13 protein-coding genes and 2 riboswitches are annotated in these 14,505 nt (G+C 70.1%); of the genes, 7 read left to right on the top strand and 6 right to left on the bottom strand.

Translation table 11 applies throughout. The features are described 5' to 3' along the window. Positions 1-25 precede the first annotated feature (25 nt). Positions 26-778, top strand: a complete 753-nt coding sequence (locus ACFTZL_RS27460; protein WP_382587931.1) for a FadR/GntR family transcriptional regulator — start codon at positions 26-28, stop codon at positions 776-778. A gap of 88 nt (positions 779-866) precedes the next feature. Then, complete coding sequence (locus ACFTZL_RS27455) at positions 867-1,529, top strand: NADPH-dependent F420 reductase (RefSeq protein WP_382587927.1); 663 nt, start codon at positions 867-869, stop codon at positions 1,527-1,529. A 13-nt stretch (positions 1,530-1,542) separates the two neighbouring features. On the opposite strand, the gene ACFTZL_RS27450 is transcribed toward ACFTZL_RS27455, so the two are convergent. The 6 genes from ACFTZL_RS27450 to gcvT all read right to left on the bottom strand — a co-directional run bounded on the left by ACFTZL_RS27450 (position 1,543) and on the right by gcvT (position 8,101). Then, positions 1,543-2,100 (bottom strand): glycoside hydrolase family 25 protein, encoded by a 558-nt coding sequence (locus tag ACFTZL_RS27450; RefSeq protein ID WP_382587925.1) that lies wholly within the window; start codon positions 2,098-2,100, stop codon positions 1,543-1,545. A gap of 129 nt (positions 2,101-2,229) precedes the next feature. Then, the gene (locus ACFTZL_RS27445) at positions 2,230-3,642 is read right to left on the bottom strand and encodes an MFS transporter (RefSeq protein ID WP_382587923.1); all 1,413 of its coding nucleotides are present in this window, start codon (positions 3,640-3,642) and stop codon (positions 2,230-2,232) included. A 115-nt stretch (positions 3,643-3,757) separates the two neighbouring features. After that, on the bottom strand, positions 3,758-5,125 hold the full coding sequence (locus tag ACFTZL_RS27440) for an L-serine ammonia-lyase (protein WP_382587921.1): 1,368 nt from the start codon (positions 5,123-5,125) through the stop codon (positions 3,758-3,760). Between the two features lie 99 nt (positions 5,126-5,224). Next, positions 5,225-6,487 (bottom strand): serine hydroxymethyltransferase, encoded by a 1,263-nt coding sequence (glyA, locus tag ACFTZL_RS27435; RefSeq protein ID WP_382587919.1) that lies wholly within the window; start codon positions 6,485-6,487, stop codon positions 5,225-5,227. Between the two features lie 14 nt (positions 6,488-6,501). Then, complete coding sequence (gene gcvH / locus ACFTZL_RS27430; RefSeq protein WP_184598686.1) at positions 6,502-6,879, bottom strand: glycine cleavage system protein GcvH; 378 nt, start codon at positions 6,877-6,879, stop codon at positions 6,502-6,504. 100 nt (positions 6,880-6,979) lie between these two features. Then, positions 6,980-8,101 carry a glycine cleavage system aminomethyltransferase GcvT gene (gene gcvT / locus ACFTZL_RS27425; protein ID WP_382587916.1) on the bottom strand — a complete coding sequence of 374 codons (1,122 nt, stop codon included), beginning with the start codon at positions 8,099-8,101 and terminating at the stop codon, positions 6,980-6,982. Between the two features lie 38 nt (positions 8,102-8,139). After that, a riboswitch (glycine riboswitch) is annotated at positions 8,140-8,267 on the bottom strand. Position 8,268: 1 nt separating this feature from the next. Further along, positions 8,269-8,369: riboswitch (glycine riboswitch) on the bottom strand. 182 nt (positions 8,370-8,551) lie between these two features. On the opposite strand from gcvT, the gene ACFTZL_RS27420 reads away from it, so the two are divergent. The 5 genes from ACFTZL_RS27420 (at position 8,552) to ACFTZL_RS27400 (ending at position 14,479) form a co-directional block, all read left to right on the top strand. After that, positions 8,552-9,220 (top strand): AAA family ATPase, encoded by a 669-nt coding sequence (locus ACFTZL_RS27420; RefSeq protein ID WP_382587929.1) that lies wholly within the window; start codon positions 8,552-8,554, stop codon positions 9,218-9,220. Between the two features lie 442 nt (positions 9,221-9,662). After that, entirely contained in the window at positions 9,663-10,451 is a 789-nt protein-coding gene (locus tag ACFTZL_RS27415; RefSeq protein ID WP_382587914.1) for an enhanced serine sensitivity protein SseB, read from the top strand. A gap of 110 nt (positions 10,452-10,561) precedes the next feature. Beyond that, entirely contained in the window at positions 10,562-11,362 is an 801-nt protein-coding gene (locus ACFTZL_RS27410; RefSeq protein ID WP_382587912.1) for an enhanced serine sensitivity protein SseB C-terminal domain-containing protein, read from the top strand. A gap of 343 nt (positions 11,363-11,705) precedes the next feature. After that, a complete protein-coding gene (locus ACFTZL_RS27405; protein WP_382587910.1) occupies positions 11,706-12,704 on the top strand; it encodes an ABC transporter permease in 999 nt (332 codons plus the stop codon). Between the two features lie 8 nt (positions 12,705-12,712). After that, positions 12,713-14,479, top strand: a complete 1,767-nt coding sequence (locus ACFTZL_RS27400; RefSeq protein WP_382587908.1) for an ABC transporter substrate-binding protein — start codon at positions 12,713-12,715, stop codon at positions 14,477-14,479. The last annotated feature ends 26 nt before the right edge of the window (positions 14,480-14,505 follow it).

Raw genomic sequence — 14,505 nt, 5'->3', positions numbered from 1 at the left:
GGCCCCTCGTCATGCCCGGCGTGCCGTGCGCACGCTCCAGCGGCCGTCCCGCCGTTCCAGGGCCAGCGGCAGGTCGAAGCACTTGCCGAGCCGGTCGGCGGTCAGCACCTCGGCCACCGGGCCGTCGGCCAGCGGACGGCCCTCGCGCAGCAGCAGGGCGTGCGTGGTGTGCGGCGGAAGCTCCTCCAGATGGTGGGTGACCAGGACCGTCGCCAGCCGCGGATGGTCCCGGCGCAGCTCCTCCAGCGCCCCGATCAGCCGCTCCCGGCCGGGCAGGTCCAGCCCGGTGGCCGGTTCGTCCAGGAGCAGCAGCCGGGGCTCGGGCTCGGACTGGCCCACGCGGCTGCGCCGGGCCGCCGTGACCGACGTCTACGAGGTCCGTATGGCGGTGGAGGTCCACGCGGCCCGGCTCGCCGCGCGCCGCCGCACCCCCGACGACATCGCGGCGCTGCGGGCCGCGCTGGAGGGCCGCCGGGCCGCCGCCACCGCCGACGACGCGGCCTTCGTCGACGCGGACATCGCCTTCCACGCCACCGTGATCGCCTCCGCCCGCAACCCGGTGCTCGCGGACCTGTTCACCGAGTTCACCCCCGTCCTGCGCGAGGGCCTGATCGAACTCCTCACCCTGACCGGCCTGCGCGCCCACGACCCGAACACCGGCGACGACGCCCACGAGGAGCTCGTCCGGGCGGTGGCGGACGGGGACGCGGAAGGGGCGGCGGAGGTGCTGCGCGGGGAACTGGAGGACCCGTTCGCACTTACCGGGAAGCCGGAATAGCCCATCCGCACCGGAGGTTGACCCTGGTCACGAAGGCTCCGCGAGGAGCCCCAGGCGCTATCGATCCCCGGAAGGGCGAGGCGAGGACATGAAGATCGGCATCATCGGAGCGGGCAACATCGGCGGCAACCTGACCCGGCGGCTCACCACCCTCGGCCACGACGTGTCCGTCGCCAACTCCCGCGGCCCGCACACCCTCACGGCCCTCGCAAAGGAGACCGGCGCGACGCCCGTGACGGTCGAGGAGGCACCGCTGGGCGCCGAGATCGTCGTGATCACCGTCCCGCTGAAGGCGGTCCCGGACCTGCCGTCCGGTCTCATCGACAAGGCGGCGGACGGCGTCGCGGTCATCGACACCGGCAACTACTACCCCCGGGAGCGGGACGGCAGGATCGCCGCGATCGAGGACGACGGCCTCACCGAGAGCCGCTGGACGGAACGTCAGATCGGCCACGCGGTCGTCAAGGCCTTCAACGGCACCTACGCCCAGGACATCCTGGAACGCCCGCTCCCGCCCGGCGCCCCCGACCGCATGGCCCTCCCGGTGGCCGGCGACGACGAGCCGGCCAAGCGCAAGGTACGGGACCTCATCGACGCCCTCGGCTTCGACACGGTGGACGCGGGCGGCATCGACGACTCCTGGCGCCAGCAGCCCGACACCCCGGTCTACGGCCTGCGCGCCGGCACCGACGCGGTCGCGAAGGCCCTGGCGGAGGCGTCCCCGGAGCGCACGCCCGGGTTCAGCGGCTAGGCCACCCGGCCGGTCAGGCGTCCTCGGCCCATCTGCGCAGCGCGGCCTTGCTCTCGAAGTCGGCCACGTTCCTGTCCAGTGGGTTGTCGGTGTACTGGTGGAAGCGCCACTTGGCCTTGATACGGGGCTTGCCCGCGCTGACGTAGTCGGCGATCCACAGGGCGTCCCCCGCGTAGGAGGTCGTGTCGATGTTGAGCCAGAAGTTCCGGTTGCAGTAGAGCACCACCTGGTTGTTCGGCCGAAGATCCTTCACCTTGCGGATGAACAGGTCCTTCTCGGCGTTGCTCGCGTGCGTTCCGTTGCTGGTCGTCTCCCAGTCGACGGCGAGGATGTCGCCCGCCCGCTCCGGGGCCTTGCCGACGAAGTACTCGGCCTGGGCGGTGAGGTTGCCGGGCCACAGGAAGTGGTAGAAGCCGACGACCAGCCCGGCGTCACGCGCCCGCTTCGTCTGGGCGGTCAGTTTGGGGTTGACGTAGGACCGCCCCTCGCTCGCCTTGACGAAGACGAAGGAGAGGCCATCGGTGTCGTAGGAGGAGGACTGGTAGGCGCTCACGTCGATGCCGCGCAGCATGGGGCTCCCTCTGGTGCGGGTGGGGCGGAAGTTCCCTTGGGCCGGGGGTTGTTGTTATGCCCCGCGACGGCGGCTGTACGCCGGGCGCGAGGAGGCTCGCGGCCCGGCGGTGGTGAACGCCGGTCGGTTTCAGGAGCTGGGGGAGGCGGCCGGGGCGCGGGCCGCGTCGTCGGCGGAGGCGGCCTCGCGGTCGTCCAGGGAGACGTGCTTGGTCTCCTTGGAGAGCAGGAGCGCGATCAGTGTCAGCACCGCCATCGCCGAGAGGTAGACGCCGACCAGCCGCGGCGAGCCGTCCCCGGCCTCCCACAGCGCCACGGCGATGAACGGGGCGACCGCCGCCCCGAGGATCGAGCTGACGTTGTACGCGATGCCGGAGCCGGTGTAGCGGACGCTGGTCGGGAAGAGCTCGGGCAGGAGCGCGCCCATCGGTCCGAACGTCATGCCCATCAGGGTGAAGCCGAGGACGAGCCACAGGACCACGCCGAGCGTGCCCAGATCGATCAGCGGCACCCAGACCAGTCCGAAGACCAGGATCGCGGCGGTGATCCAGATCAGGGTGGCGCGCCGCCCGTACCGGTCCGCGAGCGGCCCTGAGATCAGGGTGAACGCGGCGAAGAACAGCACACCGAAGATCATCATGAGCACGAACGTGGTGTAGTCGTACCCCAGTCCGGGCACGGCGGCATCCTTCGCCGCGCGTCCGTAGCTGAGCGAGAACGTGGTCATCAGGTAGAAGAGCACGTAGGTCGCCAGCATGATGAAGGTGCCCAGGACCAACTGCTTCCCGTGGCTGCGCACCACGGTGACCAGCGGCAGTCGCCGCACCCCGCCGGACTCACGGGTCCTGGCGAAGACCGCCGACTCGACGAGCCGGGAGCGCACCCACAGGCCGATCGCGACCATCACGGCGGAGAACAGGAACGGGACGCGCCAGCCCCAGCTGACGAAGGCGTCCGAGGGCTGCGAGGGGTCGGCGCCGGCCGCGGACGGCAGCAGGGCGCCGATGACCAGGAACAGGCCGTTGCCGATGATGAAGCCGAGCGGGGCGCCCAACTGCGGGAAGGTGCCGTACAGGGCGCGCTTGCCGCGGGGGGCGTTCTCGGTCGCGACCAGGGCGGCGCCGCTCCACTCGCCGCCGAGCGCGAAGCCCTGCGCGAGCCGCATCAGCACGAGCAGCGCGGTGGCCACCCAGCCGGCTTGGGCGTAGGTGGGCAGGACGCCGATGAGGAACGTGGCGATGCCCATGGTCAGGAGCGAGACGACGAGTGTCTTCTTGCGGCCGAGCCGGTCACCGAGGTGCCCGAAGACGACGGCGCCGATCGGGCGGGCGACCATCGCGGCGCCGAAGACCGCGAAGGACGACAGCAGCGCGGTGGTCGGGTCGCTGCTCGGGAAGAAGAGCTGGGGGAAGACGAGCACCGCGGCGGTCGCGTAGATGTAGAAGTCGTAGAACTCGATCGTCGTGCCCATGAGGCTCGCGACGAGGACGCGGGACCGCGGGTTGACGGGCGTCGGGGCTGAACCAGTGGCTGGGGCGGGCATCGCTCGGTCCTTCACGCGTGAAACATGGTCACCGCAACGATGTCAGCCATCTTGATTTTCGGTATCGCCATCTCGCATCGCAAGACCACGACCGGTGGCCCCGGTGCCCCGGCGCTCAGCACTCGATGATGTTCACCGCCAGCCCGCCCCGGGCCGTCTCCTTGTACTTCACCGACATGTCCGCCCCGGTGTCCTTCATCGTCTTGATGACCTTGTCGAGGGACACCTTGTGGGAGCCGTCGCCGCGCATGGCCATGCGGGCGGCGGTGACGGCCTTGACCGCGGCCATGCCGTTGCGTTCGATGCACGGGATCTGGACCAGCCCGCCGACCGGGTCACAGGTGAGGCCCAGGTTGTGTTCCATGCCGATCTCGGCGGCGTTCTCGACCTGCTCCGGGGAGCCGCCGAGGACCTCGGCCAGGGCGCCCGCGGCCATCGAGCAGGCGGAGCCGACCTCGCCCTGGCAGCCGACCTCGGCACCGGAGATGGAGGCGTTCTCCTTGAACAGCATGCCGATCGCGCCCGCGGCGAGCAGGAAGCGGACCACGCCCTCCTCGTCGGCTCCCGGCACGAAGTTGACGTAGTAGTGCAGGACCGCGGGGATGATGCCGGCCGCGCCGTTGGTGGGGGCGGTGACGACCCGGCCGCCGGCCGCGTTCTCCTCGTTGACCGCCATCGCGTAGAGGGTGATCCACTCCATGGCGAGGGACTTCGGGTCGCCCTCGGAGCGGAGCTTGCGCGCGGTGTTCGCGGCGCGGCGGCGCACCTTGAGACCGCCGGGCAGGATGCCCTCCTGGGACAGGCCGCGCGCCACGCAGTCCCGCATCACCTGCCAGATCTCCAGCAGGCCCTCGCGGATCTCCTCCTCGGTGCGCCAGGCACGCTCGTTCTCCAGCATCATCGCCGAGATGGAGAGGCCCGACTCCTGGGCCATGCGCAGCAGCTCGTCGCCCGTGCGGAAGGGGTACTTCAGGGCGGTGTCGTCGAGTTTGATGCGGTCCGCGCCGACGGCCTCCTCGTCCACGACGAAGCCGCCGCCGACCGAGTAGTAGGTCTTCGTCAGCAGCTCCGCGCCCGAGGCGTCGTACGCCCACAGGGTCATGCCGTTCGCGTGGTACGGGAGGGCCTTGCGGCGGTGCAGGACCATGTCGTCGTCGAAGGCGAACCCGATCTCGTGCTCGCCCAGCAGATTCAGCCGGCCGTCGGTCTTGATCGCCTCCACCCGGTCGTCGGCCTTCTCCACGTCGACCGTGCGAGGCGAGTCGCCCTCCAGGCCGAGCAGGACCGCCTTGGGTGTGCCGTGGCCGTGGCCGGTGGCGCCGAGCGATCCGTACAGCTCGGCACGGACGGATCCGACCGACTCCAGCAGCTCTTCGTTGCGCAGCCGCCGGGCGAACAGGCCGGCCGCGCGCATCGGGCCGACCGTGTGGGAGCTGGACGGGCCGATGCCGATCGAGAACAGGTCGAAGACCGAGATGGCCACGGGAACTCCTGACTGACTACGGGGTGGTGCGTGAGCGGGCGGGCGCCGTGCTCGCTGGTGCCGCCACCGGCGGGCACGGCGCCCTGAAAGGTTTCTTCGTTACTTGTTCAGGCCCGCGTACAGCGGGTGCCTGTCGGCCAGGGCCTTCACCCGGGCCTTGAGCGCGTCCGTGTCGTAGGACGGCTTGAGCGTCTCGGCGATGACGTCCGCGACCTCCGCGAAGTCCTCGGCCTCGAAGCCCCGGGTCGCCAGGGCCGGCGTGCCGATCCGCAGACCGGACGTCACCATCGGCGGGCGCGGGTCGTTCGGGATCGCGTTGCGGTTGACCGTGATGCCCACCTCGTGGAGGCGGTCCTCGGCCTGCTGTCCGTCCAGCTCCGAGTGGCGCAGGTCGACCAGGACGAGGTGCACGTCCGTGCCGCCGGACAGGACGTCCACGCCCACGGCCCGGACGTCGTCCTTCACCAGACGCTCGGCCAGGATGCGGGCACCCTCCAGCGTACGGCGCTGGCGCTCCTTGAAGTCCTCGGAGGCCGCGACCTTGAACGAGACCGCCTTGGCCGCGATCACATGCTCCAGCGGACCGCCCTGCTGACCGGGGAAGACAGCGGAGTTGATCTTCTTGGCCAGTTCGGCCGTGGAGAGGATCACACCGCCGCGCGGGCCGCCCAGCGTCTTGTGGGTGGTCGTGGTCACCACGTGCGCGTGCGGAACGGGGTTCGGGTGCAGCCCCGCCGCCACCAGCCCCGCGAAGTGCGCCATGTCGACCATCAGGTACGCGCCGACCTCGTCCGCGATCCGGCGGAACTCGGCGAAGTCGAGCTGCCGGGGGTAGGCCGACCAGCCCGCGACGATCAGCTTCGGCCGGGACTCCTTCGCCAGCCGCTCCACCTCGGCCATGTCGACCCGGCCGTCGTCGCCGACGTGGTAGGCGACGACGTCGTAGAGCTTGCCGGAGAAGTTGATCTTCATGCCATGGGTCAGGTGCCCGCCGTGCGCGAGGTTCAGGCCCATGATGGTGTCGCCCGGCTTGAGCAGCGCGAACATCGCGGCGGCGTTGGCCTGGGCGCCGGAGTGCGGCTGGACGTTGGCGTGCTCGGCGCCGAACAGCTCCTTGACCCGGTCGATCGCGATCTGCTCGACCACGTCGACGTGCTCGCAGCCGCCGTAGTAGCGGCGGCCCGGGTAGCCCTCGGCGTACTTGTTGGTGAGGACCGAGCCCTGTGCCTCCATGACCGCGACCGGGGCGAAGTTCTCCGAGGCGATCATCTCGAGCGTGGACTGCTGCCGGTGCAGCTCGGCGTCGACCGCGGCGGCCACAGCCGGGTCGAACTCGTGCAGGGATGTGTTCAGGACGGACATACGGCTACGACTCCTCAGCCGGCGGAGAACGCGGTGTACTCGTCGGCGGAGAGCAGGTCGCCCGGCTCGTCCGTGACGCGCACCTTGAACAGCCAGCCGCCCTCGAAGGGGGCCGAGTTCACCAGGGACGGGTCGTTCACGACGTCCTCGTTGACCTCGGTGACCTCACCGGAGACCGGGGAGTAGAGGTCGGACACCGACTTGGTCGACTCCAGCTCGCCGCAGGTCTCGCCCGCGGACAGGGCGGCACCGACCTCCGGGAGCTGGACGAAGACGACGTCGCCGAGCGCGTTCGCCGCGTGCTCCGTGATGCCGATCGTCGAGACACCGTCCTCGGCGCCCGACAGCCACTCGTGCTCCTTGCTGTAACGCAGCTCTTTGGGGTTGCTCATGGCCTGGATTCTCCTGTACGCGCGGGAGTGCTGATGAAGGGGACCGCTGGTGAGCGGGGGTGAGAGGCCCGGGACCGCTGTGACGGCCCGCGGCCAGTGTCTACTTCTGGCGCTTGTAGAACGGCAGCGCCACGACCTCGTACGGCTCGTGACTGCCCCGGATGTCCACGGCCACACCGGGCGTGCCGGGAGCCGCGTGCGCGGGGTCGACGTACGCCATCGCGATCGGCTTGCCGAGCGTGGGGGAGGGGGCGCCGGAGGTGACCTCGCCGATCACCTCGCCGCCGGTGACGACCGGGTATCCGGCGCGCGGGACCCTACGGCCCTCGGCGACGAGGCCGACCAGGACGCGGGGCGGGTTCTGCTCGGCGCGTGCGGCGGCCTCCGCCAGGGCCTCGCGGCCCACGAAGTCGCCGTCCTTCTCGAACTTCACCACCCGGCCGAGCCCGGCGTCGAAGGGCGTCAGGGAGGTGCTCAGCTCGTGCCCGTACAGCGGCATGCCCGCCTCGAGGCGCAGGGTGTCGCGGCAGGACAGCCCGCACGGGACCAGACCGGCGCCCTCGCCCGCCTTGGTCAGGGCCTGCCACAGCTCGACGGCGTGCTCCGGCTTCACGAACAGCTCGAAGCCGTCCTCGCCGGTGTACCCGGTGCGGGCGATGAGGGCCGGGACGCCCGCGACCGTGCCGGGCAGACCGGCGTAGTACTTCAGGCCGTCGAGGTCGGCGTCGGTCAGGGACTTCAGGATCCCCGGGGACTCCGGGCCCTGTACGGCGAGCAGCGCGTAGGCGTCCCGGTCGTCGCGCACCTCGGCGTCGAAGCCGGCGGAACGTTCCACCAGTGCGTCCAGGACCACCTGGGCGTTGGAGGCGTTCGCGACGACCATGTATTCGGCCTCGGCCAGCCGGTACACGATCAGGTCGTCGAGGATGCCGCCGTCGGCCTGGCAGATCATGGTGTAGCGGGCGCGGCCGGGCTTGACCCCGCCGATGTTGCCGACCAGCGCGTGGTCGAGGAGCGCGGCGGCCCCCGGTCCCGTGACGGTGATCTCGCCCATGTGGGAGAGGTCGAACAGCCCAGCCTTCGTGCGCACGGCGTTGTGCTCGTCACGCTCGGAGCCGTAGCGCAGGGGCATGTCCCAGCCGGCGAAGTCGGTCATCGTCGCGCCGAGCGAACGATGCAGGGCATCGAGCGCGGTGTGGCGGAGTTCTCCTGTACTGCTCATCGGTCGGTCGTCTCCAAGGGCATGACGGGCGAGGTCGTTCCTCCCCATCTGTCATCGGAACCTGAGAGGTTCGCCATGACCGCGCAGGTCAATGGCTTGCACCTTGGGTGGAGCCACGCCGCTTCCCCGGACTCCGGAGAAGGGTGCGGCCCGCTTTTCAGATGTGCCTCGCCCGCGCGGTAACGGGGCCTGAGAGATTCAAGGGAGGGACTTGCTCCTTCGGCGCCCCAGCGTCGGACGGTGCTGGGGACTCTCCCGCGCGGATTCAAACGGCCGGTATGCAGTTGGCGCGCACATCATTGCACGCATTGTCGCGGGGTGGCAGGGGGACCACCCTGTAGCAGGCCTGTTGCAGGAAGAGGACTAAAACCAGAGACATCGGGCATTACCTTCTCTTTACACTCGGCGGGCATGGGACTCCGTACCTGGCCCCAGGGGAGGACGATCACGGTGAACAGGACCACCGCGTACGCCACGACATCGGGCATCGCGCTGCCCGAGCAGCCGGCCGCACCGGTGCGCGCGGCCTGCGGCCCGCAGCCGGTGCCGGTCGTCCGCGATCTGCGCGAGCGCGCCGGCCGCGGCCCGCACGCGCTGCTGTTCGGCCCCCGCGACATCGTCGTGGTCACGGGCCTGCCCGGCAGCGGCAAGTCCACGCTGATGCGGCGCACCGTGCCGGGCCGGCGCATCGACTCCCAGGACACCCGCGACCACTGGGACCGCCGGATGCCGCGCGCCCTGCCGTACGCGATCTACCGCCCGCTCGTCCGTCTCGCCCACTACGCCGGGCTGCGCCGCGCCCTGCGCGACGGCGAGGCCGTCGTCGTGCACGACTGCGGCACACAGGCCTGGGTCCGCCGCTGGCTCGCCCGCGAGGCCCGCCGCCGCGGCGGCACGCTCCACCTGCTGATGCTCGACGTCACCCCCGAGCAGGCCCTGGCCGGCCAGCGCGACCGCGGCCGCGGCGTCTCGCGGTACGCGTTCCTGCGTCACCGCGCGGCCACCACCCGCCTGCTGCGCGAGGTGGAACAGGGCGAACTGCCCACCGGCTGCGGCTCGGCGATCCTCGCCGACCGCGACGCGGCGAACACCCTGCGCCGCATCGGCTTCGTGGGCTGACCGCCCAGACCGGTGGGCCGGTGTCCGTGGGCCCGGTCGGTTTGCGGTGGTGGGCCGGTGTCCGTGGGCCCGGTCGGTTTGCGGCGGTGTGCCGGTGTCCTGGGGCCGGTCGGTTTGCGGTGGTGGGCCGGTGTCCGTGGGCCCGGTCGGTTTGCGGCGGTGTGCCGGTGTCCTGGGGCCGGTCTGTTCGCGGTGGTGGGCCGGTGTCCGTGGGCCCGGTCGGTTTGCGGCGGTGAGCCGGTGTTCATGGGCCTGGTTGTCCGCGGCCAATGAGCCGGTGTTCACGGGCGCGGGCCGGCCGCGGCGGTGAGCCGTGTTCGTGGGGTGCGGGCCCCCGGCCCGGGTGGCTGTTCGCGGCTCGTGGTTCACGGGGTGGCCGTCCGCCGTTCCCGAGCCGCTAGCCTTTGAGCCACAGCAGTGGTTCCAGGCAGGCGGTAGGCAGATGGACTTCCCGGCGGACTTCTCCGCGGACTTCCCGGCGCAGACGCAGACCCACCCGCACGGCGGATGGCCCGGCAACGAGCTGGAGGAGGTGCTCTCGGCCTCCCTCGGCGCCGGTCCCTCGGCCGGCGGGCGGATCGTCGAGGTGCTCGGCAGGAGCTTCGTGTGGATCCCGCTGCCCAGCGGCGGCGGCCCGCAGAGCGGCCCCCTCGACCTCCCCGGCATCGAGATCGAGGGCCAGGCGTACGTGCCGGTGTTCAGCTCCGAGGAGCAGTTCCGCCAGGTCGTCGGCTCGCACATGTCGTACACCATCGCGCCGGCCGTGGAGTTCGCCCGCGGTCTGCCCCCGCACGCGGGGATGGCCATCAACCCGGGCGGCGTCGTCGGCATCCCGCTCCCGCCGCAGGCCGTGGCCGAGCTGTGCCGGGCCGGCCGGACCCCGCTGGACGGCCCCGCGAGCGGCGGCCGGGTCCGCCTCTTCGAGCCGGACTGGCAGGACGACCCGGTGGACTTCCTCGCCGCCGCCTCCGCCGAGTTCGAGGCGATCGGCGTCGTCGTCTCCGCCCGCCGCTGCCTCGCCGCGATCGAGACCGCCGACCCGGTGATGTTCGTCGGCGTCGAACTCTCCCAGTGGGAAGGCGACCTGCGCGCCCTCCCCCTGGACGCCCTCACCCGCGCGGTCACCGACGCCCCGGCCCCCTGGCCGGTCAACCTGGTACTCCTGGACGTCGCGGAGGACCCGGTGGGCGAGTGGATGAAGGACAGGGTCCGGCCGTTCTACCAGCGGTAGGACGACGAGCCACAGACGGACCCGCACCCGCCGGACGAGGGCAAGTCCCGAGTCGGCGGGCGGGCTTAAGCTAGGTCACGGTCGAGGCGTTGTACGAAGGGGCGGTAAAGGTGAGCGCGAGCGGCACGGCCGCGGCCGGACAGGTCGAGCACATGCTGCGCCAGGTCACGCCCGGGCGTTATGACGCCTATGAGGCCCTCCTGCGCGCTCTCGCGACCCCGCACAGCGGCCAGATCTGGATGCTCCTGTGGCACGGCCAGGCCGGATCCCCCGACGCCCAGTACGGAAACATGGAGGTCGAGCGCTGCGGCTACGCCCCCTGTGTGACCTCCGCGCAGGAGCTCTCGGCGAGCGGCTGGAACCGCAGTTACGAGGTGGTCGACGGACTCGACGTGGCCCGCGCCCTCTACCCCGACCACTACGGCCTCTGGCTCAACCCGCACGCCCCCGGCGGCGGCGTCGGCATCCCCTGGCTCGACCTGCGCCGGATCGCCACGGGCCTGGACCGCCAGCCCGCCGGACCCCTGCGGCTGTCCGAACCGGCCATCGAGATCCCGCAGTTCTACGCCCTGCTCACGCAGAACGCCCACCGCACCCCGGCCGTCCGCTCGCTGCGCCGCGCCTGGGTGCAACCCGCGCTCGGGGCGCCGTATCTCGCCATCGGACTCGACGTCTACGACACCTCGCCGCCGGCCGTGGACGCGGTGCGCGCGATGATGCAGCAGTCCCTCGGCGCCGTACCGGACGGGCTCCCCGTGTCGACCGTCGCGATGTCCGACGAGCACGACCCGGTCGCCATGTGGCTGCGCGCCGGCGCACGCCCCTTCTACGACCGTGAGGCCCACGCCACGGCCCCCGTCCAGGCCCCGGCTTCGGGCTACGGATACCCCCCTGTCCAGGGCAGGTACTGACCCGCTCCGCAGGTCCCTCGGAGGCCGTTCCCGCACCGCCCCCGAACACGACAACCGTTCAGGTCTCCGCGCGTAGATAAGGGTGAAAAGGGCAGTGTTGTCCTAAAATGCCCAGGACGCAGTGCGTCCGACCCCTGTTACCCGTTGTCCGGATAACGGAACCCTGCAGACAGCATCACGTTTACGCATCCTTTCATCGCCAAGTCTGGCAACAGATCGCCAAAGCGTTGAAGACTCCCCGCAAGACACGGGCCGGGTCGGTCTTGTGTACGAGACAAACAAAACCGCTACAGCGGCAGCCAGGGGGTCGGCCATCGCCGGCCCGAGAGGGGTCAATCGCACCGTGACCGCACCGATCGAGACCACCGGGGCGGAAGCCGGAGCACAGCCCGAGGCCGTGCTCGCCGGGGTCAAGAAGAGCCAGATCGAGGGGCGCTCGCTCACCCAGATCGCCTGGATGCGCTTCAAGCGGGACAAGGTGGCGATGGCGGGAGGCGTCGTCGTCATCCTGCTCGTGCTGATGGCGGTGTTCTCCAAGCCGATCCAGTGGATCTTCAACCTCGATCCCAACAAGTTCAACCAGGACCTCATCGACCCGGCGCTGCTCGCGCCCAAGGGTGGCTGGGGAGGAATGAGTTGGGACCACCCGCTCGGCGTGGACCCGCAGTACGGCCGGGACATGCTCGCCCGCATCATCGACGGCTCCTGGGTCTCCCTCCTGGTCGCGGGCGGCGCCACGCTGCTGTCCGTGTGCATCGGCACCGTGCTCGGTGTCGTCGCCGGCTACTACGGCGGCTGGATCGACAGCGTCATCAGCAGGCTGATGGACACCTTCCTCGCGTTCCCGCTGCTGCTGTTCGCCATCTCGATCTCGGCCTCGGTGCAGGACGGCTTCTTCGGTCTCGACGGCCTGTCCCTGCGCATCTGCGTGCTGATCTTCGTGATCGGCTTCTTCAGCTGGCCGTACATCGGCCGCATCGTGCGGGCGCAGACCATGACCCTGCGCAAGCGGGAGTTCATCGAGGCGGCCACCAGCCTCGGAGCGCGCGGCCCGTACGTCCTGTTCCGGGAACTGCTCCCCAACCTCGTCGCGCCGATCCTCGTCTACTCGACGCTGATCATCCCGACGAACATCCTGTTCGAGGCCGCGCTGAGCTTCCTCGGTGTCGGTATCGCTCCGCCGCAGGCCTCCTGGGGCGGCATGCTCAGCAACGCTGTGGATCTCTACACGGCTGATCCGCAGTACATGTTCGTGCCCGGACTGGCGATCTTCATCACCGTCCTGGCCTTCAACCTGCTGGGTGACGGGCTGCGTGACGCCCTCGACCCTCGCAGCAAGTGATCCATCGAATGAGGGGGCTTCCTCAGGTGAAGACGAGAAGGGTGACCGCCGGCGTTGCGTCGGTCCTGGCGCTGGCGCTGGGTGCTACCGCGTGCGGCGGCGGAGGTGACGACAACGACGGGGGAGGCAACGGCAAGAAGGACGCCGCGCTGAACTCGATCGTCAACGCGTCGAGCAAGAAGGGCGGGACGGTCTCGTACGAGCACTCGGACGTGCCGGACTCCCTCGACCCGGGCAACACGTACTACGGCTGGGTGCAGAACTTCTCCCGCCTCTACGGCAGAACGCTCACCACGTTCAAACCGGCGGCGGGCAAGGAAGGCCTGGAGGTCGTGCCGGACCTCGCCGAGGGCCTCGGCAAGTCCAGCCCGGACGCCAAGACCTGGACGTACAAGCTGCGTGCGGGTGTGAAGTTCCAGGACGGCACCCCGGTGACGTCCAAGGACGTGAAGTACGCCGTCGAGCGTTCCAACTTCGCGCCCGAGGCGCTGTCCAACGGCCCGACGTACTTCAAGGCGTACCTTGAGGGCGGCGACAAGTACAAGGGCCCGTACAAGGACAAGTCCGCCGAGGGCATCAAGTCCATCGAGACGCCGGACGACCGGACGATCGTCTTCAAGCTGAAGCAGCCGTTCGCCGACTTCGACTACCTGGCGACGTTCTCGCAGACGGCCCCGGTGCCGCAGTCGAAGGACACCGGTGCGAAGTACGTGCAGGCCATCCAGTCCTCCGGCCCGTACCAGTTCCAGTCCTACGAGGAGGGCCGCAGCGCCACCCTCGTGCGCAACCCGCAGTGGGACGCGAAGACGGACCCGAACCGCAAGGCCCTGGCGGACAAGATCACGATCAAGTTCAAGGTCAACCCGGTCACGGTCGACAACAACCTGCTCTCCGACAAGATCACGGCTGACGCGGCCGGCACGGGTGTGCAGCCGCAGACCCAGCCGAAGGTGCTGCGCGGCAAGTACGCCAACCAGACGGACAGCTCGTACGCCGGCGCGACGCAGTACATCGCGCTGAACGTGAACGTGAAGCCGTTCGACAACGCCGACTGCCGCAAGGCCGTGCAGTGGGGCCTCGACAAGCAGTCGGTGCTCGACGCCATGGGCGGTTCGCCGAAGGGCGACGTGGCGACCACGCTGCTGCCGCCGTCGGTCAACGGCTACACCAAGTTCGACACCTACGCGACCGACGGTCACAAGGGTGACGTGGCCAAGGCCAAGGCGGCGCTGAAGGCGTGCGGCAAGCCGAACGGCTTCAACACGATCCTGACGGCCCGTTCCGACCGGCCCGCCGAGGTCGCGCAGGCCACGGCCGTCCAGGCGTCGCTGAAGAAGATCGGCATCAACATCGAGATCAAGCAGTTCCCCTCCGGCAAGTACTTCTCCAACTTCGCCGGTGTCCCGAGCTACGTCCACGACAACAAGCTCGGCATGCTCTCGATGGCGTGGGGCGCCGACTGGCCGACCGGCTACGGCTTCCTCGACCAGGTCGTCAACGGTGCCGCCATCAAGCCCTCGGGCGGCAACAACCTGATGGAGCTGGACGACCCGAAGATCAACAAGGCCCTGACGGACGCGATCGCCAACACCGACGACGCGGCCCGCACCAAGGCCTGGGGCGACATCGACAAGATGGTGCTCGACAACGCCTCGGTCGTTCCTGTCATCTACCGCAAGAACCTGCTGCTCAGGCCGACATCCGCGGCCAACGTCACGGTCACGCAGGCCTACCTCGGCATGTACGACTACCTGCTGATGAGCTCCTCGAAGTAACCAGCGGGCCGGATCCTTTCGAAAGG

The sequence above is a fragment of the Streptomyces sp. NPDC056948 genome (assembly GCF_042674225.1).
GTDB classification, from domain to species: domain Bacteria; phylum Actinomycetota; class Actinomycetes; order Streptomycetales; family Streptomycetaceae; genus Streptomyces; species Streptomyces purpurascens.
Note: the sequence above shows the minus strand (reverse complement) of the source record. Positions and strands in the feature narration are given on the sequence as shown.

What these genes read in the sequence shown, in the direction of transcription:
- ACFTZL_RS27455 (WP_382587927.1), top strand. Translation starts at nt 867, where the DNA reads ATGAAGATCGGCATCATCGGAGCGGGCAACATCGGCGGCAACCTGACC.
- ACFTZL_RS27450 (WP_382587925.1), bottom strand. Translation starts at nt 2,100, where the DNA reads ATGCTGCGCGGCATCGACGTGAGCGCCTACCAGTCCTCCTCCTACGAC.
- ACFTZL_RS27445 (WP_382587923.1), bottom strand. Translation starts at nt 3,642, where the DNA reads ATGCCCGCCCCAGCCACTGGTTCAGCCCCGACGCCCGTCAACCCGCGG.
- glyA (WP_382587919.1), bottom strand. Translation starts at nt 6,487, where the DNA reads ATGTCCGTCCTGAACACATCCCTGCACGAGTTCGACCCGGCTGTGGCC.
- gcvH (WP_184598686.1), bottom strand. Translation starts at nt 6,879, where the DNA reads ATGAGCAACCCCAAAGAGCTGCGTTACAGCAAGGAGCACGAGTGGCTG.
- gcvT (WP_382587916.1), bottom strand. Translation starts at nt 8,101, where the DNA reads ATGAGCAGTACAGGAGAACTCCGCCACACCGCGCTCGATGCCCTGCAT.
- ACFTZL_RS27415 (WP_382587914.1), top strand. Translation starts at nt 9,663, where the DNA reads ATGGACTTCCCGGCGGACTTCTCCGCGGACTTCCCGGCGCAGACGCAG.
- ACFTZL_RS27400 (WP_382587908.1), top strand. Translation starts at nt 12,713, where the DNA reads ATGAGGGGGCTTCCTCAGGTGAAGACGAGAAGGGTGACCGCCGGCGTT.